At 70.4% G+C, this 26,868-nt stretch carries 23 protein-coding genes; 8 read left to right on the top strand and 15 right to left on the bottom strand.

Annotation, left to right across the window (positions count from 1 at the left end; all coding sequences use genetic code 11):
• Positions 1-13: 13 nt before the first annotated feature.
• The 3 genes from ACSBPH_RS16795 to ACSBPH_RS16785 form a co-directional block, all read right to left on the bottom strand.
• Positions 14-1,351, bottom strand: coding sequence for a class II 3-deoxy-7-phosphoheptulonate synthase (locus ACSBPH_RS16795; RefSeq protein ID WP_442575452.1), 1,338 nt, complete (start codon positions 1,349-1,351; stop codon positions 14-16).
• Between the two features lie 79 nt (positions 1,352-1,430).
• The gene (locus ACSBPH_RS16790; RefSeq protein ID WP_442575451.1) at positions 1,431-2,147 is read right to left on the bottom strand and encodes a lysophospholipid acyltransferase family protein; all 717 of its coding nucleotides are present in this window, start codon (positions 2,145-2,147) and stop codon (positions 1,431-1,433) included.
• 20 nt (positions 2,148-2,167) lie between these two features.
• Complete coding sequence (locus tag ACSBPH_RS16785) at positions 2,168-3,100, bottom strand: ROK family glucokinase (protein WP_442575450.1); 933 nt, start codon at positions 3,098-3,100, stop codon at positions 2,168-2,170.
• Between the two features lie 246 nt (positions 3,101-3,346).
• Between ACSBPH_RS16785 and ACSBPH_RS16780 the strand changes: the two genes are divergently transcribed.
• Positions 3,347-5,176: an AMP-dependent synthetase/ligase gene (locus tag ACSBPH_RS16780; protein WP_442575449.1), complete on the top strand. Its 1,830-nt coding sequence runs from the start codon at positions 3,347-3,349 to the stop codon at positions 5,174-5,176.
• A 58-nt stretch (positions 5,177-5,234) separates the two neighbouring features.
• Here ACSBPH_RS16780 and def read toward each other — a convergent pair whose 3' ends face one another.
• From def to ACSBPH_RS16765, 3 genes are read right to left on the bottom strand one after another with little or no spacing between them, the layout of a single operon-like run.
• Positions 5,235-5,726 (bottom strand): peptide deformylase, encoded by a 492-nt coding sequence (gene def, locus ACSBPH_RS16775; RefSeq protein ID WP_442575448.1) that lies wholly within the window; start codon positions 5,724-5,726, stop codon positions 5,235-5,237.
• Position 5,727: 1 nt separating this feature from the next.
• Complete coding sequence (locus ACSBPH_RS16770; RefSeq protein ID WP_442575447.1) at positions 5,728-7,587, bottom strand: MinD/ParA family ATP-binding protein; 1,860 nt, start codon at positions 7,585-7,587, stop codon at positions 5,728-5,730.
• Between the two features lie 46 nt (positions 7,588-7,633).
• Positions 7,634-11,041: a pyruvate carboxylase gene (locus ACSBPH_RS16765; RefSeq protein WP_442575446.1), complete on the bottom strand. Its 3,408-nt coding sequence runs from the start codon at positions 11,039-11,041 to the stop codon at positions 7,634-7,636.
• A gap of 74 nt (positions 11,042-11,115) precedes the next feature.
• On the opposite strand from ACSBPH_RS16765, the gene ACSBPH_RS16760 reads away from it, so the two are divergent.
• Positions 11,116-11,925, top strand: coding sequence for a ParA family protein (locus tag ACSBPH_RS16760; protein WP_442575445.1), 810 nt, complete (start codon positions 11,116-11,118; stop codon positions 11,923-11,925).
• A 188-nt stretch (positions 11,926-12,113) separates the two neighbouring features.
• Positions 12,114-13,337 (top strand): trans-sulfuration enzyme family protein, encoded by a 1,224-nt coding sequence (locus tag ACSBPH_RS16755; RefSeq protein WP_442575444.1) that lies wholly within the window; start codon positions 12,114-12,116, stop codon positions 13,335-13,337.
• Positions 13,338-13,424: 87 nt separating this feature from the next.
• Here the strand turns inward: ACSBPH_RS16755 and ACSBPH_RS16750 are convergent, their stop codons facing one another.
• The 3 genes from ACSBPH_RS16750 to ACSBPH_RS16740 all read right to left on the bottom strand — a co-directional run bounded on the left by ACSBPH_RS16750 (position 13,425) and on the right by ACSBPH_RS16740 (position 15,281).
• Positions 13,425-13,970 carry a MerR family transcriptional regulator gene (locus ACSBPH_RS16750; protein ID WP_442575443.1) on the bottom strand — a complete coding sequence of 182 codons (546 nt, stop codon included), beginning with the start codon at positions 13,968-13,970 and terminating at the stop codon, positions 13,425-13,427.
• Between the two features lie 121 nt (positions 13,971-14,091).
• A complete protein-coding gene (gene ftsR, locus ACSBPH_RS16745; RefSeq protein ID WP_442575442.1) occupies positions 14,092-14,784 on the bottom strand; it encodes a transcriptional regulator FtsR in 693 nt (230 codons plus the stop codon).
• The gene (locus tag ACSBPH_RS16740) at positions 14,784-15,281 is read right to left on the bottom strand and encodes an FHA domain-containing protein (protein ID WP_442575441.1); all 498 of its coding nucleotides are present in this window, start codon (positions 15,279-15,281) and stop codon (positions 14,784-14,786) included. The genes ftsR and ACSBPH_RS16740 overlap by 1 nt, the downstream gene beginning before the upstream one ends.
• A 181-nt stretch (positions 15,282-15,462) precedes the next feature.
• On the opposite strand from ACSBPH_RS16740, the gene ACSBPH_RS16735 reads away from it, so the two are divergent.
• Positions 15,463-15,816: a hypothetical protein gene (locus tag ACSBPH_RS16735; RefSeq protein ID WP_442575440.1), complete on the top strand. Its 354-nt coding sequence runs from the start codon at positions 15,463-15,465 to the stop codon at positions 15,814-15,816.
• Between the two features lie 57 nt (positions 15,817-15,873).
• Here ACSBPH_RS16735 and ACSBPH_RS16730 read toward each other — a convergent pair whose 3' ends face one another.
• Positions 15,874-16,275, bottom strand: coding sequence for a hypothetical protein (locus tag ACSBPH_RS16730; RefSeq protein ID WP_442575439.1), 402 nt, complete (start codon positions 16,273-16,275; stop codon positions 15,874-15,876).
• A 105-nt stretch (positions 16,276-16,380) separates the two neighbouring features.
• On the opposite strand from ACSBPH_RS16730, the gene ACSBPH_RS16725 reads away from it, so the two are divergent.
• Positions 16,381-17,112, top strand: a complete 732-nt coding sequence (locus ACSBPH_RS16725) for a copper resistance CopC family protein (protein WP_442575438.1) — start codon at positions 16,381-16,383, stop codon at positions 17,110-17,112.
• A 9-nt stretch (positions 17,113-17,121) separates the two neighbouring features.
• On the top strand, positions 17,122-18,522 hold the full coding sequence (lpdA, locus tag ACSBPH_RS16720) for a dihydrolipoyl dehydrogenase (RefSeq protein ID WP_442575437.1): 1,401 nt from the start codon (positions 17,122-17,124) through the stop codon (positions 18,520-18,522).
• 185 nt (positions 18,523-18,707) lie between these two features.
• On the opposite strand, the gene ACSBPH_RS16715 is transcribed toward lpdA, so the two are convergent.
• Genes ACSBPH_RS16715 through ACSBPH_RS16700 form a run of 4 tightly spaced genes read right to left on the bottom strand, consistent with a single transcriptional unit; the run spans position 18,708 to position 22,147 of the window.
• Positions 18,708-19,370 (bottom strand): CYTH domain-containing protein, encoded by a 663-nt coding sequence (locus ACSBPH_RS16715; protein WP_442575436.1) that lies wholly within the window; start codon positions 19,368-19,370, stop codon positions 18,708-18,710.
• A gap of 3 nt (positions 19,371-19,373) precedes the next feature.
• A complete protein-coding gene (locus ACSBPH_RS16710; RefSeq protein WP_442575435.1) occupies positions 19,374-19,592 on the bottom strand; it encodes a response regulator in 219 nt (72 codons plus the stop codon).
• A gap of 46 nt (positions 19,593-19,638) precedes the next feature.
• Positions 19,639-21,177 carry a CoA-acylating methylmalonate-semialdehyde dehydrogenase gene (locus tag ACSBPH_RS16705; RefSeq protein ID WP_442575434.1) on the bottom strand — a complete coding sequence of 513 codons (1,539 nt, stop codon included), beginning with the start codon at positions 21,175-21,177 and terminating at the stop codon, positions 19,639-19,641.
• Positions 21,178-21,208: 31 nt separating this feature from the next.
• The gene (locus tag ACSBPH_RS16700; RefSeq protein WP_442575433.1) at positions 21,209-22,147 is read right to left on the bottom strand and encodes an NAD(P)-dependent oxidoreductase; all 939 of its coding nucleotides are present in this window, start codon (positions 22,145-22,147) and stop codon (positions 21,209-21,211) included.
• Between the two features lie 130 nt (positions 22,148-22,277).
• Between ACSBPH_RS16700 and ACSBPH_RS16695 the strand changes: the two genes are divergently transcribed.
• Positions 22,278-23,162, top strand: a complete 885-nt coding sequence (locus ACSBPH_RS16695) for a LysR family transcriptional regulator (protein ID WP_442575432.1) — start codon at positions 22,278-22,280, stop codon at positions 23,160-23,162.
• A 226-nt stretch (positions 23,163-23,388) separates the two neighbouring features.
• Here ACSBPH_RS16695 and ACSBPH_RS16690 read toward each other — a convergent pair whose 3' ends face one another.
• Positions 23,389-25,863, bottom strand: coding sequence for a glycogen/starch/alpha-glucan phosphorylase (locus tag ACSBPH_RS16690; protein WP_442577328.1), 2,475 nt, complete (start codon positions 25,861-25,863; stop codon positions 23,389-23,391).
• Positions 25,864-26,083: 220 nt separating this feature from the next.
• On the opposite strand from ACSBPH_RS16690, the gene ACSBPH_RS16685 reads away from it, so the two are divergent.
• Positions 26,084-26,815: a glutamine amidotransferase gene (locus ACSBPH_RS16685; RefSeq protein WP_442575431.1), complete on the top strand. Its 732-nt coding sequence runs from the start codon at positions 26,084-26,086 to the stop codon at positions 26,813-26,815.
• The last annotated feature ends 53 nt before the right edge of the window (positions 26,816-26,868 follow it).

Raw genomic sequence — 26,868 nt, 5'->3', positions numbered from 1 at the left:
GGAGGAGGGAGGGTCAGAGCTTCTCGAGCTCTTCGGCGACGAGGAAGGCCAGCTCGAGGCTCTGCATGTGGTTGAGGCGCGGGTCGCAGAGGCTCTCGTAGCGCGTGGCGAGCGTGGCCTCGTCGATCTGCTCCGAGCCGCCGAGGCACTCGGTGACGTCGTCGCCGGTCAGCTCGACGTGGATGCCGCCCGGGAACGTGCCGACCGCGCGGTGCGCGTCGAAGAAGCCGCGCACCTCGTCGACGACGTCGTCGAAGCGACGCGTCTTGTAGCCCGTCGGCGTCGTGATGCCGTTGCCGTGCATCGGGTCGGTGACCCACAGCGGAGTCGCGCCGGAGTCGCGCACGGCCTCGAGCAGCGGCGGCAGCGCGTCGCGGATCTTGCCCGCGCCCATCCGCGTGATGAAGGTCAGGCGGCCGGGCTCGCGCTCGGGGTCGAGCTTGTCGATGAGGGCGAGCGCCGTGTCGGGCGAGGTCGACGGGCCGAGCTTCACGCCGATCGGGTTGCGGATCTTCGAGAAGTAGTCCACGTGCGCGCCGTCGAGGTCGCGCGTGCGCTCGCCGATCCACAGGAAGTGCGCCGACGTGTTGTACGGCGTGCCGGTGCGCGAGTCGATGCGGGTCATGGGGCGCTCGTAGTCCATGAGCAGGCCCTCGTGCCCCGTGTAGAACTCCACGCGGCGCAGCTCGTCGAAGTCGGCGCCGGCCGCCTCCATGAACTTGATGGCACGGTCGATCTCGTTCGCGAGGCGCTCGTACTGCTGGTTCGCCGGGTTCTGCGCGAAGCCCTTGTTCCAGCTGTGCACCTCGCGGAGGTCGGCGAAGCCACCCTGCGTGAACGCGCGGATGAGGTTGATCGTCGACGCGGCGGTGTGGTACCCCTTCAGCAGCCGCGCGGGATCGGCATTGCGGGATGCCTCGGTGAAGTCGTAGCCGTTGACGATGTCGCCGCGGTACGCCGGCAGCGTCACGTCGCCGCGCGTCTCGGTGTCGCTGGAACGGGGCTTGGCGAACTGCCCCGCCATCCGTCCCATCTTGACGACGGGCATCGACGCGCCGTACGTCAGGACGACCGCCATCTGCAGCACCGTCTTGATGCGGTTGCGGATCTGCTCGGCCGTCGCACCCGCGAAGGTCTCGGCGCAGTCGCCACCCTGCAGGAGGAACGCCTCGCCGGCCGCGGCGCGCGCGAGCCGCTCACGCAGGATGTCGACCTCGCCGGCGAAGACGAGGGGCGGAAGGGTCGAGATCTCGGCCGACACAGCATCGACGGCGTCGCGATCGCGCCATGTGGGCTGCTGCTTGATCGGCAGAGTCCGCCAGTGGTCGAGGGCGTCGAGCTGCTGAAGCATCCGCCAAGTCTATCGGCGGCGCGACAACGCCCGGCGCAGTGCTACCTCGCCGTCGAGAGACCCGTCATCCGGTGTCGGATCACGCCTGGGACGGCGACGGATGCTGCGCCTTCACGGGCCGCTTCAGCCGGTCTTTCACGGTCGAGGCGTAGACGTCCTCGTACTCCTGCTCACCGAGCCGCTGGAGCGCGACCATGATCTCGTCGGTGACGGAGCGCAGGATGTAGCGGTCGCCCTCCATGCCCTCGAAGCGCGAGAAGTCCAGCGGCTCGCCGATGACGATGCCGACGCGGACGATCCGCGGGATCCGCGTGCCGATCGGCATCATCGTGTCGGTGTCGACCATCACGACCGGCACCACCGGCACGTGCGCCTCGAGCGCCATGCGCGCAAGGCCCGTGCGGCCCCGGTAGAGCTTGCCGTCGGGGCTGCGCGTCCCCTCGGGGTAGATCCCGAGGAGATCCCCCCGTCCCAGCACCTGAAGTCCCGTGTTGAGGGATGCCTCGGACGCCTTGCCGCCGGACCGGTCGATCGGGATCTGCCCGGTCATCTTGAAGAACATCCGGGTGGCCCAGCCTCGTAGGCCCCGCCCCGTGAAGTAGTCGCTCTTGGCGAGGAAGGCGACGGGGCGGTCGATCATGAGCGGGAGGAAGATCGAGTCGACGAACGACAGGTGGTTGCTCGCGAGGATCGCCGCGCCCTCCGACGGGACGTTGCGACGACCGACGATCCAGGGACGCCAGATGGCCTTCGTGATCGGGCCGATCACGATGTACTTCATGAGCCAGTAGAACACCGCGGCATCCCCCCTGTCGGCTAGACGCTTCCGGCCAGGTCTGCCGCGCCGATGATGCCGGCGGAGTTGCCCAGGCGGGCGATGGCGAACTCGGCGACGGGCCTGTCGCCGTATCCGGGGAGCGAGGTCTCGTACGCGAGCCGGACGGGTTCGAGGAGCACGTCGCCGAGCTCGGCGACACCGCCGCCGATGACGAAGAGCGAGGGGTCGAGCACGGCCTGGAACCCGCCGCACGCCTCGCCGAGGGCGGTCGCGACGCGGCGGAGCGCCTCGAGCGCGCCGGGGTCGTCGGCGAGCACGAGCCGCGAGATGGCGGGGCCGCTGATCGAGCCCTTCTCGGCGCGCACCGCCGCGAGAGCCTCGCCGATCCCGCCGGCGTCGGCGATCTCGTTGGCCTCGCGCTGGAGGGCGCGGCCCGACGCGTACTGCTCGAGGCATCCGTTCTGTCCGCAGCCGCAGGGGCGGCCGTCACGCGTGAAGCGCATGTGCCCGAGCTCGGCGCCGATCCCATGCCCGCCGCGGTACAGACGGCCGTTGAGGATGACCGCTCCCCCGACGCCCGTGCCGAGCGTCAGCATGACCATGTCGTCGACGTGGGCTCCGCCGCCGAAGCGGTACTCCGCCCAGCCGGCCGCGTTCGCATCATTCTCGATCGTGACGGGCATGGCGAGGCGGTCTTCGAGCTTGGCCTTGAGCGGCTCGTTGCGCCACGCGATGTTGGGGGCGTGGATGATCACGGCGCCGTCGCGATCCACGAAGCCCGCGGCGGCCACGCCGACCGCCGTCACGTCGTAGGAGTCCTTGAGGTGGCGGACCATGTCGACCACGGCATCCTCGAGCGAGGCGATCTCGACGGGTGTCTCGACCCGGAGCTGCTCGACGATCCTGCCCTCGTCGTCGACGACGCCGCCTGCGATCTTGGTTCCGCCGATGTCGATACCGACCTTGAGCACCGGGCTCCTTCCGTCTGGCTCGTGCGCATCGCGACGCGACGGCGCCTTGAAGTCTAGCCGCGCGACGCGCCGGGCCGACGGCGCGTGACATCGGCCCGGCGGCGCATGACGCAGGCCCGGCGGCGCCTGACACCGGCCGGGACGGCGGGCCGCGGCATCCGTCCCCACCGTCCCGGGCGCCCCGACGGTCTCCGGATACACTCGAACGCAAGCGCACCCGATCATGCCGGTACCGAAGGAGTTGCCGTGGTCCAGTTCGAAGTCCCTGCGATAGTCCCCGCCGATCCCCAGGCCAACGTCACAGACCTCCTCGCGGAGCGGGTGAAGGCGACGCCGGGGCTCGCCCTGTTCGCCGTCCCGGACGGCGACGGATGGCGCGACATCACCGCCGCGGAATTCCAGCGTCAGGTCATCGCCCTGGCCAAGGGCTTCGCCGCGGCCGGCATCGAGCCCGGCGACAAGGTGGGCTTCATCGCCCGCACGACATACGAATGGACGCTCGTCGACTTCGCGCTGTTCTATGCCGGCGCGGTCATGGTCCCGATCTACGAGACGAGCTCAGCCGCCCAGATCCAGTGGAACCTGTCGGACTCGGGAGCCATCGCCGTCATCACGGAGTCCCCCGACCACACCGCCCGCGTCGAAGGGGCCCGCCCCGAGCTGCCGCTCATCCGCACGACGTGGTCGATGCACAGCGGCGACCTCGACACGCTCGTCGCCCAGGGCAAGGACATCTCCGACGAAGAGATCGAGCGCCGCCGCAACCTCGCCAACGGCGCCGACATCGCGACCCTCATCTACACGTCGGGATCGACCGGCCGGCCCAAGGGCTGCGTCCTGACGCACAGCAACTTCGTCGAGCTGTGCCGCAACTCGGCCAAGGCGCTGCACGAGGTGGTCGAGACACCCGGCGCGTCCACCCTCCTGTTCATCACGACCGCCCACATCTTCGCGCGCTTCATCTCGATGCTCGACATCCACGCGGGCGTGAAGACCGGGCACCAGCCCGACACGAAGCAGCTCCTTCCGGCGCTCGGCTCGTTCAAGCCGACGTTCCTCCTCGCCGTCCCGCGGGTGTTCGAGAAGGTCTACAACTCCGCCGAGCAGAAGGCCGAGGCGGGCGGCAAGGGCAAGATCTTCCGCGCCGCCGCACACGCCGCGATCGAGCACTCGAAGCTGCGCGAAGAGGGCAAGAAGGTGCCGCTCGGCCTCAAGATCAAGTTCGCGCTGTTCGACCGTCTCGTCTACAGCAAGCTCCGCGAGGCCATGGGCGGTCGCGTCGTCTACGCCGTCTCGGGGTCGGCTCCGCTCGGCCCGCGCCTCGGCCACTTCTTCCACAGCCTCGGCGTCGTGATCCTCGAGGGCTACGGCCTCACCGAGACGACGGCTCCGGCGACCGTGAACCTCGCGACGAAGTCCAAGATCGGCACGGTCGGCCCGGCGCTCCCCGGCGTCAGCGTCCGCCTCGGCGACGACGGCGAGATCCAGGTGCGCGGCATCAACGTCTTCAAGGAGTACTGGCGCAACCCCGAGGCGACGGCCGCCGCCTTCGACGGCGACTGGTTCCTCACGGGCGACCTGGGCTCGTTCGACGAGGAGGGCTTCCTCAAGATCACCGGTCGCAAGAAGGAGATCATCGTCACGGCGGGCGGCAAGAACGTCGCACCGGCCGCGCTCGAAGACCCGATCCGGGCGAACCCGATCGTCGGTCAGGTCGTCGTGGTGGGCGACCAGAAGCCGTTCATCTCGGCGCTCGTGACGCTCGACCCCGAGATGCTCCCCGCGTGGCTCGCCAACAACGACCTGCCCGCCGACTTGTCGCTCGCCGACGCCGCCAAGAACAGCGCCGTGCGCGGCGAGATCCAGCGCGCGATCGACAACGCGAACAAGCTCGTCTCGCGCGCCGAGTCGATCCGCAAGTTCACGATCCTCCCGACCGAGTGGACCGAGGCGAGCGGGCACCTGACGCCCAAGATGAGCATCAAGCGCAACGCCATCCTGCAGGACTTCGCCTCCGACATCGACGAGCTCTACAACGTGCCGGTCTCCACGACCAACGTCTCGCTCGGCGGCTGAGCGAGACCTCGCATGACGAGAGCGCCCCGGGTATCGTCCGGGGCGCTCTCGCTTTCGGCTAGAACCAGTCGCTCTCGCGGATCTCGCGCATCGCGGTCTTGCGGTCCTCCGGCGAGAGTCGCTGGATGAACAGCATCCCCTCGAGGTGGTCGGTCTCGTGCTGCAGCGCCTGGGCGAGCAGGCCTTCACCCTCGAGGACGATCTCCTCGCCGTCAAGGTCGATGCCGCGGACCTTGGCATACGGATGCCGCAGCGCGTCGTGCCAGAGACCGGGGACCGAGAGGCATCCCTCCGCCGTCGGAACCGGATCGCCCGACACCTCGACGATCTCGGGGTTGAGGATGTAGCCGATGTCGCCGTCGATGTTGTAGCTGAAGGCGCGCAGGCCGACGCCGATCTGGGGCGCGGCCACCCCCGCGCGCCCGGGCAGCTCGACGGTGTCGAGGAGGTCCTGCACGAGGGCGCGCACGCCGTCGTCGATCGTGTCGATGGGCGCGCTCGGTGCGCGCAGAACGGGGTCGCCGAAGAGGCGGATGGGCCGGACCGCCACGTCAGGCTGCCGAGGCGAGGCCGCGCAGCCCCTCGACGACGCCGGCCGCGAGCTCACGGGCTGCGAGGCGCGTCTCGGGGCGCAGGTCGCGGAACGTGATGGCGCTCCCGGCCGCGATGTGCGGGTCGTACGGCACGCGCACGACGGCGCGGACGCGCGTCTTGAAGTGCGTCTCGAGCTCCTCGAGGCGCACGAGCGGCGTGCCGGGGCGGGCGTTGTTGAGCACGACGACGGCGCCGCGCACCTGCTCCGCGTAGCCGTTGGTCTCCAGCCACGTGAGCGTCTCGGACGCGAGGCGCGCCTCGTCGACGCTCAGGCCCGACACGACGACGAGCTGATCGGCCAGGTCGAGGGTCGCCTGCATGACAGAGTGCACGATGCCCGTGCCGGTGTCGGTGAGGACGATCGAGTAGTAGTGGGCCGCGATGGAGGCCACGTCGTGGTAGTCGCGGTCGTTGAACGCCTCCGAGACGCGGGGATCGGCATCCGATGCCAGGATGTCGAGCCGGGTGTCGTCGCGCGCGACGATCGACGAGATGCCGGCGTACCCAGAGATCTCGCCGCGGGCACGGGCGAGGTCGCGCACGGTCTTGCCGTTCTGGCGCGCGATGCGATCGGCCAGCGTGCCGCGGTCGGGGTTCGCGTCGATCGCGATGACGCGGTCGTCTCGCGCGTCGGCGAGGGCCATGCCGAGGAGCGTCGTGATGGTCGTCTTGCCGACGCCGCCCTTGCGCGAGAGCACGGGGACGAACCGGGCGCCCTGGCCGAGCGGTGAGGCGATGCGGCGGTCGAGCTCTTTGCGGGCGCGGGCGCGCTTGCCGTCGCCGAGGTTCACGCGGCGGCCCGTGATCGAGTACACGAAGTGCTGCCACGCGCCCTCCGGCTCGGGCCTGACGACCTGGTGCGGATCGAGCAGCCGGTCGGCGGTGAGGAGGTCGGCCGACTCGCGGCCGGGCTCGAACTCGTCGAGCCGCTTGGAGGTGAGGGTCACGTCGGCGCGGGGCTGCACGCGCTCCATGGCGTGGGCGCGCTCCTGCTTCTCGACGGTCTCAGCGTGCGCCTCGCGACGCGTCGCCGGGTTGGACCCCGTGGTCGTGGGCACGGATCCGCTGACGGATGCCGCGGCCGCCGTCGGCGCGTCGGCTTCGAGCGGCGCCGGCTCTGCGGCCGCATCGGGGGCGGGGTTCTCCTGGTCGGTCACGATCTCGGCCTCCACGGTCGATTCGGGCGCGCCCCCGGGCGCGGAGGTGTCGGCGTCCGCTGCGGCCTCGTGGCCGAGGGCGGCGCTGTGCTCGTCGGCGTCGGACGGGTCGTCGTCGGACGGGTCGTCGTCGGACTCCTCGATGACAGCGATGTCGGCCGTGCCGTCGATGTCGTCGGCGTCGACTCCCTCGACGAGGACGGGCCCGTCGAAATCATCGTCGGCGAGAGCCTCAGGCTGCTCGGGCTCGTCGGCGTCGATCTCCGCCTCGATCTCCTCGGCGTCGGGCGCCGCGGCCGTGCCTTCGTCGGCCGCGTCCTCCTCGGCCGTAGCGTCGTCCGCGCCGGACTCTCCCTCGGCGGCGGACCCGGCATCCGGAATCGACGCCGCCTCGAGGGCAGCCTCGCCGAGCCACTCGGCCTCGTAGGCGGGGCGCTCGATGCGCGCCGCGAACTCGACGGACTCGACCACGACCTCGTCGCCCACGACGTCGTCGTCGTCGAGCTCCTCGTCGTCGGAGGCCGACGGGATCGAGACGCTCACCTGCTCCGTGCCGCCCCCGAGGATGCCGATGGCGGTCGTGTCGATGCCACCGGCCTCGGCGAGGACGCCGTTCTCGGTGTCGTCGTCGGGGGTGTGGTCGTTGCGATCGGGCGTCACTGCATGGTCTCCAGGGAAAGTCGGGCCTCAGTGGCCACCCTCCAGGCTACCTGGCAGGGCGGATGACGACCAAAAGGTCGCCGGCCTCCACCTGCTGCGCGCCCGAGAGGGCGACCCTCTCCACCACTCCGTCGACGGGCGCCGTGATCGCGGCCTCCATCTTCATCGCCTCGATCGACGCGACGGGCTGTCCCGCCGCGACGGTGGCGCCGGCCTCGGTCTTGATCGTCACGACACCCGAGAACGGCGCGGCGACCTGGCCGGGGCGCGTCGTGTCGGCCTTCTCGGCCTGCCGGGTCTCCACCTTGATGCTGCGGTCTCGCACGTAGACCGGGCGGAGCTGTCCGTTGAGGGTCGTCATGACCGTGCGGATGCCCTTCGCGTCGGCTTCGCCGATCGCCTCGAGGCCGACGTAGAGCTGCACGCCGGGGTCGATCTCGGCGACGTGCTCCTCGCCCGGTTTGAGGCCGTAGAGGTAGTCGGGCGTCCCGAGGGTCGAGAGGTCGCCGTAGGTCTCGCGCGCCTGCTCGAACTCCTTCGCCGGCCCGGGGAACAGCAGCCGGTTCAGCGTGCGGCGGCGCGTCGCCGCGTCGCCCGCGAGGCCTTCGCGCTCGGCATCCGTCAGCGGCGGGATGTCGATCGAGACCTCGCGGCCGGCGAGGACCTTCGTGCGGAAGGGCTCCGGCCAGCCGCCGGGGAGGTCGCCGAGCTCGCCGGCCATGAAGCCGACGACGGAGTCCGGGATATCGTAGTTCTGCGGGTTCTCGGCGAAGTCGGCGGGGTCCGCCTTCGCCGCGACGAGCGCCAGAGCGAGGTCGCCGACGACCTTGGACGACGGCGTGACCTTCGGGATGCGGCCGAGGATCCGGTCGGCGGCGGCGTACATGTCTTCGATGAGCTCGAAGTCGTCGGCCATGCCGAGGGCGATCGCCTGCTGACGCAGGTTCGACAGCTGCCCGCCGGGGATCTCGTGGTGGTACACGCGGCCTGTCGGGCCCGGGAGGCCCGATTCGAACGGCGCGTAGAGGTGGCGCACCGCCTCCCAGTAGGGCTCGAGGTCGCTGACGGCGGCGAGGTCGAGGCCGGTGTCGCGCTCGGTGTGTGCGAGCGCCGCGACGAGCGCCGAGAGGGACGGCTGGCTCGTCGTTCCCGAGAGCGGCGCGGCCGCGGCATCCACCGCGTCCACTCCCGCGGCGCTCGCCGCGAGGAGCGTCGCGAGCTGGCCGCCCGCCGTGTCGTGGGTGTGCAGGTGCACCGGGAGGTCGAACCGCTCGCGCAGCGCCGTGACGAGCTTGGCCGCCGCGGCAGGTCGCAGGAGGCCCGCCATGTCTTTGATCGCGAGGACGTGGGCGCCCGAGCGCACGATGTCTTCGGCGAGGCGCAGGTAGTAGTCGAGCGTGTACAGCTTCTCGTCGGGGTCGAGGAGGTCGGCGGTGTAGCAGACGGCGACCTCGGCGAGGGCCGTGCCGGTCTCGAGCACGGCCGAGATCGCGGGGCGCATCTGGTCGACGTCGTTGAGCGCGTCGAAGATGCGGAAGATGTCGACGCCGGTCGCGGCCGCCTCGCGGACGAACGCCTCGGTGACCTCTTCGGGGCGCGGCGTGTAGCCGACGGTGTTGCGGCCGCGCAGCAGCATCTGGATCGGGATGTTGGGGATCGCCTCCCGGACGGCGGCGAGGCGCTCCCACGGGTCTTCGGCGAGGAAGCGCAGCGCGACGTCGTACGTCGCGCCGCCCCACGCCTCGACCGACAGCAGCTCGGGCGTCATGCGCGCGACGTGGGGGCCGACGCGCACGAGGTCGCGCGTGCGCACGCGGGTCGCGAGGAGGGACTGGTGCGCGTCGCGGTACGTCGTCTCGGTGACGGCGAGGGGGACCTGCGCGCGAAGAGCCTTCGCGAAGCCCTCGGGGCCGAGCTCGCGCAGGCGCGCGAGCATACCCGCGGGAGGCGGCGACGAGAGGTCGATGGCGGGAAGCTTGCTCCCCGGCGACACCGACAGCGGCTTCTCGCCGTAGGGACGGTTGACCGTCACGTCGGCGAGCCAGTTGATGAGCTTCGTCGCCCGGTCGCGCGACGGGTGGGCGGTGAGGAGGCTCGGACGCTCCTCGATGAAGGCCGTGCTGAGGTCGCCGCTGACGAACGCGGGGTCGTCGAGCACGGCGCGCAGGAACGGGATGTTCGTCGCGACGCCGCGGATGCGGAACTCGGCGAGGGCCCGCTTCGCGCGGGCGACGGCCGCCGGGAAGTCGCGCCCGCGGCACGTGAGCTTGGCGAGCATCGAGTCGAAGTGCGGGCTGATCTGCGATCCCGCCGCCGTCGTGCCGCCGTCGAGGCGGATGCCGGCGCCGCCCGGTGAGCGGTACGTCGTGATCCGGCCCGTGTCGGGGCGGAAGCCCAGCGCCGGGTCTTCCGTCGTGATGCGGCACTGCAGGGCGGCGCCGCGCAGCACGATGTTCTCCTGCGCGAGGCCGAGCTCGTCGAGGGTCGCGCCCGCCGCGATGAGCATCTGCGACTGCACGAGGTCGACGTCGGTCACCTCTTCCGTGACCGTGTGCTCGACCTGGATGCGGGGGTTCATCTCGATGAAGACGTGCTGCCCCGCCCGCTCCCCCGCCGTGTCGACGAGGAACTCCACGGTTCCCGCGTTGACGTAGCCGATCGACTTCGCGAACGCGACGGCGTCGCGGTGGATGCGCTCGCGGAGCTCGTCGTCGAGGTTCGGCGCGGGCGCGATCTCGATGACCTTCTGGTGGCGGCGCTGCACCGAGCAGTCGCGTTCGAAGAGGTGCACGGTGTGGCCCGTGGCATCCGCGAGGATCTGCACCTCGATGTGTCGCGGACGCACGACGGCCTGCTCGAGGAAGACGCGCGGGTCTCCGAAGGCCGCGCCCGCTTCGCGCATCGCCTCGGCGATGGCGGGCGGGAGGTCGCCGGGCGTCTCGACGCGGCGCATGCCGCGGCCGCCGCCGCCGGCGACGGCCTTCACGAAGATCGGGAAGCCGATGTCGGCCGCCTGCGCGACGAGCTCGTCGACGTCTTCGGAGGCCGGCGTGGACTTCAGCACGGGGACGCCCGCCGCGATCGCGTGCTGCTTGGCCGTGACCTTGTTGCCGGCCATCTCGAGCGCCGTGGACGGCGGCCCGATGAAGGTGATGCCGTTCTCGGCCGCGCGGGCGGCGAGCTCGGGGTTCTCGGAGAGGAATCCGTAGCCCGGGTAGATGGCGTCGGCGCCGGATTCGAGGGCGACCCGGATGATCTCCTCGACGTCGAGATAGGCGCGCACAGGATGCCCCTGCTCGCCGATGATGTAGGACTCGTCCGCCTTCTGCCTGTGCAAGGACCCGCGGTCCTCATAGGGGAACACCGCGACGGTGCGCGCCCCCAGTTCGAATGCCGCACGGAACGCGCGGATTGCGATCTCACCACGATTGGCGACCAGGATCTTCCGGAACATTCGCACCTCGTTCGGACGTCCACATGCGGGGGCTGAGTGTGCTCTCAGCCTAGGGGACGGTAACGTAGACCCTTGTGCACGTACTCTCGGTGAGCTCGCTCAAAGGCGGGGTCGGCAAGACGACCGTGACTCTCGGCCTCGCATCGGCCGCCTTCGCTCGTGGAGTCCGGACCCTCGTCGTCGACCTCGACCCGCAGTCCGACGTGTCTACGGGCATGGATATCCAGGTCGCGGGGCGTCTGAATGTCGCCGACGTCCTCGCCAATCCCAAGGAGAAGGTCGTCCGTCAGGCGATCACCTCCAGCGGCTGGGCGAAGGTGCACCCCGGAACGATCGACGTCATGATCGGCAGCCCGTCGGCGATCAACTTCGACGGGCCGCACCCGAGCGTCCGCGACGTGTGGAAGCTCGAGGAGGCGCTCGCCACGATCGAGGCCGACTACGACCTCGTGCTCATCGACTGCGCGCCGTCGCTCAACGCGCTGACCCGCACCGCGTGGGCCGCGAGCGACCGCGTCATCGTCGTGACCGAGCCCGGGCTGTTCTCCGTCGCCGCGGCCGACCGGGCCCTCCGCGCGATCGAAGAGATCCGCCGCGGTCTCTCCCCGCGCCTCCAGCCCCTCGGCATCGTCGTCAACCGCGTGCGCCCGCAGTCGATCGAGCACCAGTTCCGCATCAAGGAGCTGCGCGACATGTTCGGGCCTCTCGTGCTGGCGCCGCAGCTTCCCGAGCGCACGTCGCTGCAGCAGGCGCAGGGCGCCGCCAAGCCGCTGCACATCTGGCCCGGCGATTCCGCACAGGAGCTCGCGGCCGACTTCGACGCGCTGCTCGACCGCGTCGTGCGCACGGGCCGCATCCCGGTCCCGGGCGAAGCCCGGGCCTGAGCTTCCGTCTCGCCGCGCGGGCCTGATCAGGTCCGATCACCGCGCCTGACCCGCGCCCGCGCGTGTACCACGCCGGCGGCTCCCGCCGCGCTGATCACTTTGTCTCCATCGTGAGCGATGTGATCCACTTCTGCTCCACCCGCTGAGCATGAGTTGCCGATCCTCGCGGGATCGTCGAGCATGCTGTCATGGCACCGACGACGTTGCATCCCGACACCATCGCTGCGCACGCCGGCCGCGAGGACCTCGCTGCGCTCGGCGTGCACGCACTCCCCCTCGATCTCTCCTCGACGAGTCCCCTTCCCGACGTCGAGCTCGGCGGGCTCTCCTATGAGGTCCTCGCGACGGGGGGTCTGCCGATCGAGGGAGGCTCCAACGTCTACGCGCGGCTGTGGAACCCCACCGTGGCGCGCTTCGAGCAAGCGCTCGCGCGGCTCGAGCACGCCGAGGAGGCGGTCGCCTTCTCGTCGGGGATGGCGGCCTTCACCGCGACCCTCCTCGCTCTCACGCACGAGAGCGGCAAGCGCCACGTCGTGGCCGTCCGTCCGCTCTACGGCGGCTCCGACCACCTGCTGGCCTCGGGTCTCCTCGGCGTCGAGACGACCTTCTGCCGGCCGGGCGCGGTCGCCGCGGCTCTGCGTCCCGACACGGCGCTGGTCGTGCTCGAGACGCCCGCCAACCCGACGCTCGACCTCGTCGACATCCGCGCCGTCGTGGCGGCGGCAGGCGAGGTGCCCGTCCTCGTCGACAACACCTTCGCCACGCCGGTGCTGCAGCATCCGCTCGACCTCGGCGCCGCGCTGTCGATGCACAGCGCGACGAAGTACCTCGGCGGCCACGGCGACGTCGTGGGAGGCGTCGTCGCGTGCGACGCGCGGCTCGCGGCGGCGCTCCGGCGCACCCGCGCGATCACCGGGTCGATCCTCCACCCCCTCGCGGCCTACCTCCTGCACCGCGGGCTCGGCACGCTCCCCGTCCGGATGCGCGCACAGCAGGACGGCGCCCGAGCGGTCGCCGAGTGGCTGACGACCCGCCCCGAGGTCGCGGCCGTGCACTTCCCCGGCTTCGCCGCGTGCGACCCGGTGGGGCTCGTCGGCACGCAGCAATCCGGCCCGGGGGCGATGATCGCGATCGAGCTCGCGGGAGGCTACGCCGCCGCCGTGTCGCTCACCTCGAGCGTGCGCCTGTTCACGCACGCCGTCTCGCTGGGCAGCATCGACTCGCTCATCCAGCACCCGGCCGCCCTCACGCATCGGCCCGTCCAGTCCGACGCGAAGCCCTCCGACGCGCTCGTGCGGCTCAGCATCGGTCTCGAAGACCCCGCCGACCTCATGGCGGATCTCGCGCAGGCTTTCGCTTCGACGACGGATGCCGCGGCATCCGTCGCCCGAGACGTCACGTTCGCGGGCTGAAGCCTCCACGCCCGGCGCGCGCGCAGAAGCCGCGCCGGGCGGACGCGGAGAACCCGGCTCGCACCGGACGGACCTGAAGAAGCCGGGTCAGGCGCTGCGCGCGGCGCGGCGGGCGGCGAGCTCGTCCATGGCCTCGGGGGCCTGCGGCTCGAACTCGACGAGCGTCGACTCGACCTCGCGGAGCACGTTGCCCACGGCGATGCCGAAGACGCCCTGCCCGCGGCTGATGAGGTCGATGACCTCGTCGTTCGAGGTGCAGAGGTAGACCGATGCGCCGTCGCTCATGAGCGTCGTGCCGGTCAGGTCGCGGATGCCCGCGGCCCGCAGCTGGTCGACGGCGGTGCGGATCTGCTGCAGCGAGATGCCGGTGTCGAGGAGTCGCTTGACGAGCTTGAGGACGAGGATGTCGCGGAAGCCGTAGAGACGCTGCGATCCCGAGCCGCTCGCCCCGCGGACGGTGGGCTCGACGAGCTCCGTGCGGGCCCAGTAGTCCAGCTGGCGGTACGTGATGCCTGCCGCGCGGGCGGCGACGGCTCCGCGATAGCCGACCTCGTCGTCCATCGCGGGGAGGCCGTCCGTGAAGAGGAGGTCGGCGCCGAACTGCGGTTCGTCGGCAGCGTCGCGAACTGTCATTCGTGCCCCTCCCCCGGACGGTGTGCTTCAACGCTAGATGAGGTGCGGGCCTCGGGCAACGACATCCGCTCCCCCGGCCCCGGCGTGTCGCGAGATCGCGCCGAGAAGAGCACCGCACCGCTCAGGACAGCAGGCGGTCCAGCGCCCCGCGCACGAAGATCGAGCGCAGCTCCTCGAGGCGCCTGGCCAGTTCGGGAGCGAGTTCGCTCGCGCGGGCGCGGCTCGAGGCATCCGTCCGCCGGAGCAGTGTCGAAAGCGCCGACTCGACGAGGGCGACGTCGCGCTCTGCGCTCTGGCGGAGCGTGCGCACGTGGCGCGGCTCGATGCCGTGGCGGTCGAGGGCGACGAGGGCACGCAAGATCGCGACGTGCTGCTCGGAGTAGGCGTCGGAGCCGGCGAGGACGCCCGTGCTGATCGCGTCGTTGAGCAGCTGCGGCGCCGCGCCCGTCGCCGACAGCAGCTCTTCGCGCCGGTAGCGGCGCGGAGCCGGCACGATCGAGGGCGGCGGCGCGGCGACGGGGGTCGCCGGGTCACGGCCGGCGTCGATGTCTTCGAGGTACTCGCGGATGACGACGAGCGGCAGATAGTGGTCGCGCTGCAGCGTGAGCGCCAGGCGCAGCCGCTCGAGGTCGTTCTGCGAGAACTTGCGGTAGCCCGACTCGGTGCGCACGGGCGTCACGATGCCCTGCACCTCGAGGAAGCGGAGCTTGCTGGAGGTGAGCGTCGGGAACTCCGGAGAGAGCCGTGCGAGGACCTGTCCGATGCTCAGAAGGCCGGCGGACGATGAGCGTTCGCGGGCGGCAGCGGTCGACATCAACCTTCCGCGGCGCGGGCGAGATCGGCGGGCGAGACGAAGAAGTTCAGGCGGAACTTGCCGATGCGGACCTCGGCGCCGTTCGCGAGGTGCGCGCGGTCGACCCGCTCGCCGTCGACGTAGGTGCCGTTGAGCGAGCGCTGGTCGACGATCTCGAAGCCCGTCTCATCACGCGTGATCTCGGCGTGACGGCGCGAGACGGTGACGTCGTCGAAGAAGATGTCGGCCTCGGGGTGACGCCCGACGGTCGTGACGTCGGTGTCGAGCAGGTAGCGCGCGCCGGCCGTGGGGCCCGAGCGGACGATGAGGATCGCGACGCGGGACGGAAGCGCCTCGATCGCGTCGAGCTCGGCCGTCGAGAGGTCGGCCCCGAAGGGGATGAACGAAAGGTCGGAGTCGTGCCCGAACGTCTGCGTCGTGTCTGCGCCCCGGTCGGTGTGTCCCTCGTCCGAGCCCGCAGCGCGGCGGATCTCATCCGGTCGGCGATTGTCGTCCACGCTGCTCCTCCTCGTCGCTAAAGCCTATCCGATCGGCTCGTCGCGTGAAGAGCCGTCGCGACCCCCGGACGCCGCGGACCGGAGGTCGCGCATTGTTTCGGTGTGTGTCGCTTCGGATGCCTCGGCAGACGTCGGTGCCTAGCCTTGGCGGGGTAATCGAACCTACTGATCGGAGACACCCGTGTCGAGCCCGCACTCCCACATTCCGCCCCTCGAGGTGCGTGAGCGTGCGGCGTGCATGTGCATCCACGGAGGGGCCTGCTCCACCTTCGCCCCTGGTCACGCGCTGCATCTGATCCAGGCGCGCCTCGCCTCGGCGACGCCGTCGGACTGGGTGGACGCGATCGTGGATTCGATCCACGCCGACGGCACCCTCGTGCTCCGCACGATCGCCGACGCCGCGCCCGTCTCCGTCTGGAACGGGGCGGGCGCCGCGCAGGAGATCCACGTCGGATCGCCGGTCGCGCTGCACGAGCGCTACAACGTGCTGGCCATCGGACGGCGGCGCTTCAACGTCGCGGCGCTCGCCGACTGACGCCGGCTGCCGACTGAGGCCGCTCGCCGACGGAAGCGAAAGAAAAAGGCGACGGGCTCAGCCCATCGCCATGACGCTCTCCCGCATGGCCATGCAGGCGTCCATGCATGCCTTGCAGGACTGAGCGCACATCTTGCAGACGTCGCTGTGGTCCGCGTGCTCCATGCACTCGTCCATGCACTGCTGGCACATCGCGATGCACGCGTCGAGCATCGACATCATGGTCGCCGGTGTCATGCCCTGCATCCGCAGCATGGCGCGCATCATGGTGTTGCACATGTCGGCGCAGTTCATGCACGCCGGTGCGCACGACATCATCTGCGTCGAGCACACCGTGCAGGCCTGCTCGCACGCCGAACACGCGTCCATGCACGCCTGCATGACCGACATGTCCATCGTGTCCATACCGGGCATCGACTTCATGTCCTTGGACATCATGTCCATCATCATCGAGTCCATCCCGCACCTCCGTCCGTTACCTCGTGACAGCGGGCCGGCGGACCCGCCTGCCGCCATGCTATGCCGGGCGGTCCCGTCACAGAAGGGCCAGATAGGCTCTGCCGGGTGTCGTCACACGGAATTCACACTCGCCCTGCCCGACTCCCTCTTCGACTCTCAGCCCGGCGGCTCCGCGCGGGCCTGGCCGCGCTCCTCCTGACGCTCGCCGCGACCCTCGGCGCGGCCTTCGTCGTCGCCTCGCCGGCCAGCGCGCACGACGAGCTCCTCTCGAGCGACCCCGCCGCCGACGCGACGCTGGACGCCCTCCCGGCTGAGATCACGCTGACCTTCAGCGGCCTCATCTCCACAGAGGCCGGTGCGAACGAGATCGCGGTGACGGATGCCTCGGGCGCATCGCTCGTCGACGGTGCGCCGGTCGTCAGCGACACCGTCGTGACGCAGAAGCTCGCGGGTGAGGCATCCGGTTCCCTCACCGTGCTCTGGAAAGTCGTCTCGAGCGATGGGCACCCGATCTCGGGCGAGTACTCCTTCACCGTGACCGGCGCCTCGACGCCGACGCCCACCCCGACGACGTCTGCCACTCCGAGCGCGTCGCCGACGCAGACGGTGCAGACGCCGACCGAGACGGCCACACCGCCGGTCGCACCCGAGGAGGACGCGTCGTCCGACGGCGTCTGGCCCTGGGTCATCGGTGCCGTCATCGTGCTGGCGATCGCGGGGGCGCTCATCTACCTCCTGACCTCTCGCGGACGCCGCGAGCGGGCCCTCGCCGAGGCCCGTCGGGACAGGGCCCAGACCCCTCCCGGCGGCGGATCTGAGCCCCCGCTCGAACGATAGGCTTGAGGCATGCCTCACTACGACGTCGTCATCCTCGGTGCCGGCCCCGGCGGCTATGTCGCGGCCGTCCGCAGCGCTCAGCTCGGTCTTTCCGTCGCGATCATCGAAGAGAAGTACTGGGGCGGCGTCTGCCTCAACGTCGGGTGCATCCCGTCGAAGGCGCTCCTCAAGAACGCCGACCTCGCCCACCAGTTCCACCACAAGGCCGCGCTGTTCGGCATCTCGGGCGACGTGTCGTTCGACTACGGCGTCGCGTGGGACCGCAGCCGGACGGTGGCCAACGGCCACGTCAAGGGCATCCACTTCCTGATGAAGAAGAACAAGGTCACCGAGTACGAGGGTCGCGGCACCTTCACGGGGCCGAACGCCATCTCGGTGGCCAAGTCCGACGGCTCGACCGAAGAGGTCACCTTCGACAACGCGATCATCGCGACGGGCTCGCGCGTGCGCACGCTCCCGGGCGTCGCGATCGGCGGCAACATCGTCACGTACGAGGAGCAGATCCTCACGCGCGAGCTGCCGAAGTCGATCGTCATCGTGGGTGCCGGCGCGATCGGCATGGAGTTCGGGTTCGTCATGACGAACTACGGCGTCAAGGTCACGATCATCGAGTTCCTCGACCGCGCGCTGCCCAACGAGGACGCCGACGTGTCGAAGGAGATCGCCAAGCAGTACAAGGGCTATGGCGTCGACATCCTCACCTCGACCAAGGTCGAGACGGTCACCGATCACGGCGACCACGTCACGGTCACCTACACGCCTGCCGCCGGTGGCGAGACGCAGTCGATCGACGCCGACAAGGTCATGATGTCGATCGGGTTCGCCCCCAACGTCGAGGGATTCGGCCTCGAGGCGAGCGGCGTGAAGCTCACCGACCGCGGCGCCATCGAGATCGACGACTACATGCGCACCAATGTGCCGCACATCTACGCCATCGGTGACGTCACCGCCAAGCTGCAGCTCGCGCACGTCGCCGAGGCGCAGGGCGTCGTGGCTGCCGAGACGATCGGCAAGGCCGAGACGATGACCCTCGGCGACTACCGCAACATGCCGCGTGCCACATTCTGCTCGCCGCAGGTCGCCTCGTTCGGCCTCACCGAGCAGCAGGCGCGCGACGCCGGCTACGACGTCAAGGTCGCGAAGTTCCCGTTCTCGGCGAACGGCAAGGCCAACGGCCTCGGCGAGCCCGTCGGCTTCGTCAAGCTCATCGCCGACGGCGAGCACCTCGAGCTCCTCGGCGGCCACCTGATCGGCCCCGATGTGTCGGAGCTCCTCCCCGAGCTCACGCTCGCGCAGAAGTGGGACCTCACCGCCCTCGAAGCCGCGCGCAACGTCCACACGCACCCCACGCTGTCGGAGGCGCTGCAGGAGGCCTTCCACGGCCTCGCCGGGCACATGATCAACCTCTGATCCGCGCCGGCGCCCTGTCGCGCCGCTTCCGCAGAACGGCCCGCCCTCGGCGGGCCGTTCTCCTTTCCCGGGTCTGCGAAGTCTCGCGGGCGACGCCGCACCCCTTCAGAGCAGCGCTGGGCGCGCGGAGCGCGACGCACTCCGGGCAGCGGGCGGCCCGGCGGGCGGCCCGGGCGGGCGCAGGGTCAGGGGGCGAGGGTGCGGGCGAGCTTGGAATCGGATGCCGCGGGCCGGCCGCCGGCGGCACGAACGGCCCGCTCGGCGGCGGCGAAGAACGCGGCGATCTCGCCCGGGTCGGCCGGCGCGGCCGGGCCGAGCTCCAGCTCCCACTCGCGCCACGTCCGCTCCGCGCCGGCGTCGCCGCGACGCTCGTCGGTCGCGATCACGTGGTCGTCGACGAACTCGGCCAGGACGCCCCCGCCGGCATCGAGCAGGTGGTAGGCCGTGCGGGCGTTGCGGATGCGCGCGAGCGGGGAGAGCGAGGCATCCGTCGCCTGCGGCACCGCGGCGCGCACGGCGTCGTGCACCGCCGCGGGAAGTGCCTCGTCGTCGCCGAGGGGCCAGTGCCGCTCGGTGCGGCCGTGCCCCTCGCGCGGGCCCTTGATGTGCCAGCCCGCGTCGGGACCACCGGTTCGGCGGCGCAGCGCGAATCCCGCGTGCGCGAGCGCGAGGTCGGCCGTGTCGAAGTAGCGGGCGTCGAGCTCGCGCGGCTCGGGCCCCGCGACCGACGCGACGCCGGGGAGGCTCGTCCAGTCCGGCAGCGCCGTGTCGTCGTCGACGTCGAACTTCAGCTCGACCTCGACGGAGCTCGACGATCCGTCAGCCTCAGGCGCGATCGGATCGGCCACGGGTCAGTAGTCGGCGGAGTTGCCGATGTCGTCCGTCGCCTCGACGAACCAGAACGCGGCCTCGGTCGGGCCGTCGTCGGTGCCGGTGTGCTCGGCCTCTCCCTCGCGTCGATAGACGATCTGCCCTTCGCCGTAGGGGACGATGAGCGAGTCGAGTTCGGGCTGCTCGAGAGGAAGGATCTGCCCGTCGAGCGGGCCCCCGTGAAGACGTGCGATGGCCATGCACCGAGCCTACTCCCGGCTCCGCGCGGGAGCCGGGAGGCCGCTGTCAGTGCGTCGGGAAACCGAGGCTGATCTGGCTCTCGCTCGGTTCGGGCCAGCGCGTCGTCACGACCTTGCGGCGCGTGTAGAAGTTGAACGCCTCGGGGCCGTACATGTGCGTGTCGCCGAAGAGGGAGTCCTTCCAGCCGCCGAACGAGAACGCCCCGACCGGCACGGGGATCGGCACGTTGATGCCCACCATGCCGACCTCGATGTCGAACTCGAACTGGCGCGCGGTCTTGCCGTCGCGCGTGAAGACGGCGGTGCCGTTGGCGTAGCGGTTGGAGTTGATGAGGTCGACCGCCTCGTCGTAGTTCGCGACACGCACGACCGACAGGACGGGGCCGAAGATCTCCTCGTCGTAGACCCGCATACCCGGCTTGACGCCGTCGACGAGCGAGGCTCCGATGAAGAATCCGTCGCCCTCGAAGGCGTGTTCGCGGCCGTCGACGACGACGGTCGCACCTTCGTCGGGCGCGCCCTCGACGAACCCCGCGACGCGCTCGCGCGCCTCGCGCGTGATGAGGGGTCCCATCTCCGACTTCGGGTCGGTGCCGTCGCCGATGACGAGCCGGCCGATGCGGTCGCTCACCTTCGAGATGAGCCCGTCGGCGACGTCGCCCACCGCGACGACGACCGAGACGGCCATGCACCGCTCCCCCGCCGATCCGTAGGCGGCGGAGACGGCGGCGTCGGCCGCCGCGTCGAGATCGGCATCCGGCATCACGATCATGTGGTTCTTGGCTCCGCCGAGCGCCTGCACCCGTTTGCCGTTCGCGGCGGCGCGCGTGTAGATGTACCTCGCGATGGGCGTCGATCCCACGAACGAGACGGCGCGGATGATCGGGTCGTCGAGAATCGCGTCGACCGCCTCCTTGTCGCCGTGCACGACGTTGAAGATACCGTCGGGCAGGCCCGCCTCGCGGAACGCCTCGGCGAGCCAGACCGCCGCGGAGGGGTCGCGCTCGGAGGGCTTCAGGATCACGGCGTTGCCCGCCGCGATCGCGGTCGTGACCATCCACAGCGGCACCATCGCGGGGAAGTTGAACGGCGTGATGCACGCCACGACGCCGAGCGGCTGCCGCACCTGGTGCACGTCGACGCCCCCTGCGACCTGCTCGGAGTACTCGCCCTTGAGGTGATGCATGAGGCCCGTGCAGAACTCGACGTTCTCGAGGCCGCGGGCGACCTCGCCCATCGCGTCGGACACTGTCTTGCCGTGCTCGGATGTGATGACGCGGCCGAGCTCCTCCGCGCGCGAGGAGATGATCTCGCGCAGCCGGAACATCACGGCGCTGCGCTTGGCCAGGCCCGTCTCGCGCCACGCGGGCTGCGCGGCCTTGGCCTTCTCGGCGGCCTCGTGGAGGAACTCGGCGCTCGCGAAGGCGACCTCGGCCGTCTGCCGTCCGGTCGCGGGGTTGAAGACGGGCCCGACGCGCACGTCGTCACCGGTCTGGGTCACGCGCTCGCCGGCGACGAAGTGCGGGATGGTCGGGAGGGTTCCGGATGCCTCGGCGTCCGACTTCTCGATCGTGGGGGTAGTCATCATTCAGGTCCTTCTGGGCGGGGTTTCGGTGTCAGGCGCTCGCCGCGATGCGGTCGAGCGAGGGGTCGTAGCCGCGGAGCGTGCCGTCGGGCGTCGCGAAGCGGGTGACAAGGGTGCAGTCCTTGCCGCCGAGGCCTTCTTCGGCGAGCTGGACCAGCTGCGAGAGCGCGAGCTGCGCGGCCGGGAGGTGCACGCCCGTCGTCTCGCCGGCCTGTACGGCGAGGGCGCAGTCCTTGCGTGCGAGATCGACGGAGAACGTCGCGTCGAAGTTCTTGTTCGCCGCCGCCGTCGGGACGACGCCGGGGACGGGGTACCAGACCCGCTGCGGCCACGAGCCGCCCGACGAGGCGTTGACGACCTGCCAGAACGTCTGGTGGTCCAGGCCCAGCTGCTCGGCGAGCTGCGAACCTTCGGCGACCGCGAGGAGGCCGATGAACAGCATCATGTTGTTCACGAGCTTGGCCGCGATGCCGCTCGTGGCGCCACCGCACGCGATGATCGACCCCGCCATGGGCGCGACGAGATCGGTCGCGCGCTCGAGGTCTTCGGCGCGGCCGCCCAGCATGAAGGTGAGCGAGTGCGCCTCGGCCCCTGCCGTACCGCCCGAGATCGGCGAGTCCACGAAGGCGAAGCCGCGGGCCTCCGACTCGGCGTGGCACCAGCGCGACGTCTCGATGTCGACCGTCGACGTGTCGAGGAGGAGTGTGCCGGCGTCGGCGTGCGCCCAGATGCCGTCGGGACCGTCGTAGACACCGCGGACGTGCTGCGGCATGGGGAGCGACGTGAAGCACGCGTCCGCGCCCTGGAGCGCGTCGGCGATGGACTCCACGAGAACGACTCCCCCGGCGGCGGCCGCGGCTGCCGCGTGAGGGCTGATGTCGTAGCCGCGCACGGTGTGGCCCGCCGCGACGAGATGAGCGGTCATGGGGGCGCCCATATGACCGAGGCCGATCCAGGCGATCGTGGACATGAGGTCTCCTGATGATCCTGCGACGTTGGAAGGATGCGACGCCAGCATAGGCACGCCTGGCACTCTCGATCAACGCACGAAGGCACGCCAATCTTGCACTCCGGCTGTGCATTGCCGCACAATCTCGGGCATGACCTCCACGACGCGCGAGCCGCAGCTCGAAGGGCTCATGACGTTCCTCGCGGCCGCACGGCTCGGCCGCTACACGGCCGCGGCCGAGGTGCTCGGCGTCAACCACTCCACGGTGTCGCGCCGCATCGCGTCGCTCGAGGAGGCGATGGGCGGGCGCGTGCTCGTGCGCACGACGTCGGGGTGGGAGGTCACCGACCTCGGACGCCGTGCTCTCGCGGTCGCGGAGCGGATCGAGGCATCCGTCCGCGAACTGTCGGGAGACGGCGAGGCGGTGCAGGGCATGGTGCGCATCGCGGCGCCGGATGCCTTCACCTCCGTGTTCCTCGCGCCCGCCATGACGCGGCTGCAGGCGCGGCACCCGGCGCTCGCCGTCGAGCTCATCGCCGCGACGCAGCGCGTGCGGCAGAACCGGTCGGGCGTCGACCTCGAGATCGTCGTGGGGCGTCCGCAGGTGCATCGGGCCTTCGCGACCGCGATCTGCTCGTATTCGCTGCGGCTGTATGCGACGCCCTCCTACCTCGAGCGCGCGGGCGTTCCCGAGACGATCGGCGACTTGGCGAGGCATCCGCTCGTCTACTACATCGAGTCGTCGCTGCAGGTCGACGACCTCGACCTCGCGGTGCAGGCGCTGCCGGCCTCCCCCGCGTCGGTGCGCTCGACGAGCGTCTTCGCGCACGTCGAGGCGACGGCCGCGGGGGCCGGGGTGGGGCTCCTCCCCGACTTCCTCGGCGATGCCGACCCGCGCCTCGTGCGCGTGCTCGATGGGCGCTTCGCGCACCCGCTGCGCTACTGGGCCGTCACGCGCGACGAAGGGCCGCGCAATCCTGTGGTCGCCGAGGCGCTCGAGGCCATCCGCGCGTACATCGCGTCGCCCACCCCCTGACTTCCCGCCCCCTGCCCCCCTGATCCCCCGTCCCCTTCCTCCCGTTCCTTCCTCGCGAGAGGGCGGAAATGTGCGCGACGCGCCGGGCGAGACGTGCACTTCTGCCCTCTCGCGAAAAAGGACGGAGAGGACGGAGAGGACGGAGAGGACGGGGAGGACGGATAGGACGAGGAGGGGCGGGCGGGAAGGTCAGGAAGGGCGGGCGGGGCGGGAGGGACGGGTGCGGTCACAGCACCGGCGGCGTGTGCCAGATGCGCTCGATGTAGTCGCGGATCGAGCGGTCCGACGAGAAGAACCCCGTGCGTGCGACGTTGAGGATCGCCGAGCGGGTCCAGGCATCCTGATCCGCGTACGCGAGGTCGACCTTCGCCTGCGCCTCGATGTAGGACGAGTAGTCGGCGAGCACCATGAAGCGGTCGTCGTACAGGAGGTTGGAGACGATCGGCTCGAAGACCGACCGGTCGCCGCCCGAGAACGCCCCGGACGCGATGAGGTCCATGGCGCTGCGCAGGCTCTCGTCGCCCTGATAGAACTCGGTCGGGTGGTAGCCCTTCGCCCACAGCGCCTCGACCTCGGGCTCCGACATCCCGAACAGGAAGAAGTTGTCGTCGCCCACGAGCTCGCGGATCTCGACGTTCGCGCCGTCGTCGGTGCCGATCGTGAGGGCACCGTTGAGGGCGAACTTCATGTTGCCCGTGCCGGAGGCCTCCTTGCCGGCGAGCGAGATCTGCTCCGACAGGTCGGCGGCCGGGATGACGCGCTCGGCGAGCGTCACGTTGTAGTTCGGCGGGAACAGCACCTTGAGGCGCCCCTCGACGCGGGGGTCGTCGTTGACGACGTCGCCCACGGCGTTGATGAGGTGGATGATCCGCTTCGCCATGACGTAGCCGGGGGCTGCCTTGGCTCCGAAGATGAAGGTGCGAGGGGTGATGTCGGATGCTGCGACCCGGCCGGAGACGATCTTGTCGTACTCCGTCACGATGTGGAGCACCTTCAGCATCTGCCGCTTGTACTCGTGCAGGCGCTTGACCATGACGTCGATCATGTGGTCGTCGCCGAGCGCGAGTCCGTCGCGCTCGGCGAGCACGTCGGCGAGCCGGCGCTTGTTGCCGGCCTTGACCGCGGCGAACCGCTCACGGAACTCGGGGTCGGCGGCGAAGGCCTCGAGGCCGCGCAGGCGCTCGAGGTCGACCGTCCAGCCGGCGCCGAGGGCTTCGGTGATGAGCTCGGCGAGGCTCGGGTTGGCGAGACGGATGAAGCGGCGCGGCGTGACGCCGTTCGTGACGTTCGTGAACTTGCCCGGGTAGAACTCGTCGAAGTCGGGCAGCACCTTCTCGCGCAGCAGCTGGGAGTGGAGCTCGGCGACGCCGTTGACCTTCGAGCCCGCGACCGTCGCCAAGTACGCCATGCGCACCGAGCGGTAGGGGTGCTCGCCGATGATCGACATCGCGCGGATGCGCAGCTCGTCGTCGCCGAAGCGCTCGCGCACCGCCTCGAGGAACTCGTCGTTGATGCGGTAGATGATCTCGAGGTGGCGCGGCAGGAGGCGGCCGAGGAGGTCGACCGACCACACCTCGAGCGCTTCGGGGAGCAGCGTGTGGCAGGTGTACGCGAAGCACTGCTGCGTGATCGCCCACGCGGCATCCCATTCCATCTTCCGCTCGTCCACGAGAACGCGCATGAGCTCGGGCACGGCGATGACGGGGTGGGTGTCGTTGAGCTGGAAGATGACGCGCTCGGGCAGCTTCGTGACGTCGAAGTCCTCGGGGAGGACATTGTCGAGGAAGTCGCCGATCGAGGCCGCGACGAAGAAGTACTGCTGCTGCAGGCGCAGCTCCTTGCCCTGCGGCGTGGAGTCCTCGGGGTAGAGCACCTTCGAGATGTTCTCGGCGTAGGTCTGCGCGCGGACGGCTTCTTCGTAGTCGCCGGCGTTGAAGATGCGCAGGTCGAAGGCATCCGTCGCCACGGCGCTCCACAGGCGCAGGGTGTTGACGCGGCCGTTGTGGTAGCCGGGCACCATGTAGTTGTAGGGCACGGCCTGCACGTTCCAGCCCGGGATCCAGCGGCTGCGCGCGACGCCCTCGTCGTCGTAGGTCTCGGTGTGTCCGCCGAACGCGATGAGCTGCGCGGCCTCGGGGTGGGGGAACTCCCACGGCGAGCCGAGCGTGAGCCACGCGTCGGGCTGCTCGACCTGCTGCCCGTCGACGAACGTCTGGCGGAAGATGCCGTATTCGTAGCGGATGCCGTAGCCGATGCTCGGCACGCCGAGGGTCGCGAGCGAGTCGATGAAGCACGCCGCGAGGCGGCCTAGTCCGCCGTTGCCGAGGCCCGGTTCGACCTCGAGCTGGCGGAGCGTGTCGAGCTCGATGCCGCACCCCTGCAGGGCTTCGGTCGCGATGTCGGTCAGGCGCGAGGCGAGGAGGTTGTTGTCGAGCTGCCGGCCGAGCAGGTACTCGGCCGAGAGGTAGCAGACGCCCTTCGACTGCTGCTCGCGCTGGCGCTGCTGATCGTCGAGCCAGCGCGCCATGAGGTAGTCGCGCACCGTGACGGCGAGGGCGAGGTACTGGTCGGTCGTGCTCGACTTCGACAGCGGCACGCCGATGTCGAAGTTGAGGTTCTGGAGGAACTGACGGACGAATCCGTCGACCGTGACCGCTGGCGAAGTGACCGGCGCGAGGGCGAGAGCGTGAGTCGCACCCAGGGGATGCGCGGTGGCCCGGGGCTCGATGTTGTCTTCGTGCACCCTGAAACGCTACCCACTCCACCTTCAAGTACCGAACCCTGAGAGCGATGGGGGTTGAGAGTTTGCACGCCCGAAACACGAGCGACCCCGTCGAATCAGGCGTTCGCACCCCGATATCGTGCGTTCGCGGGCCGATATCGTGCGTTCGCGCGCCGATCGGGCGCCGTAGGGTCGGACTGTGAAACCGTTCGTGCTCCTCGCCACGCGCGCCGAAGACGTGCCGGCCGACGAGGAGTACGCGCTGTTCCTGCGGTACACCGGGCTCGACGAGCGCGATCTGCGGCGCGTGCGGCTCGAGGCAGGACCCATGCCTGAGATCGATCTCGACGAGCTGTCGGGCATCTTCGTCGGCGGCGGTCCCTTCAACGCCTCGGACCCGGCCGAGGCGAAATCAGCGGTGCAGCATCGCGTCGAGGCGGAGTTCGCGGCGCTGCTCGACCGTGTCGTCGCGCGGGACTTCCCCTTCCTCGGCGCCTGCTACGGCGTCGGCACGGTCGGTGCGTTCCTCGGTGCGACGATCGATCGCACTTACGGCGAGCCGATCAGCGTCGTTCCCGTCTCGCTCACCGAGGACGGGGCATCCGATCCCCTCCTCGAAGGCATGCCCTCGACCTTCGAGGCCTTCGTGGGGCACAAGGAGGCGATCTCGGCGCTCCCCGAGAACGCCGTGCTGCTGGCGTCGTCGCCGGCGTGCCCCGTTCAGATGTTCCGGGTGGGGCAGAACGTGTACGCGACGCAGTTCCACCCCGAGCTCGATGTCGAGGGCATCACGACGCGCATCCACGCGTACGCCTCGCACGGATACTTCGCCGCCCACGAGCTGCAGCTGACCCTCGACGCCGTGCGGCGCGCACCCGTGTCGCATCCGAGCCGGATGCTCCGGACCTTCGTCGAGCGCTACGCGCGGTAGCCGGGCTCCGCCCGGTAGGGCCGTGGCGCGGTCGCGCTGACCCGGGGACTCAG

The organism is Microbacterium sp. F51-2R (assembly GCF_052180235.1).
Lineage (GTDB): Bacteria > Actinomycetota > Actinomycetes > Actinomycetales > Microbacteriaceae > Microbacterium.
Note: the sequence above shows the minus strand (reverse complement) of the source record. Positions and strands in the feature narration are given on the sequence as shown.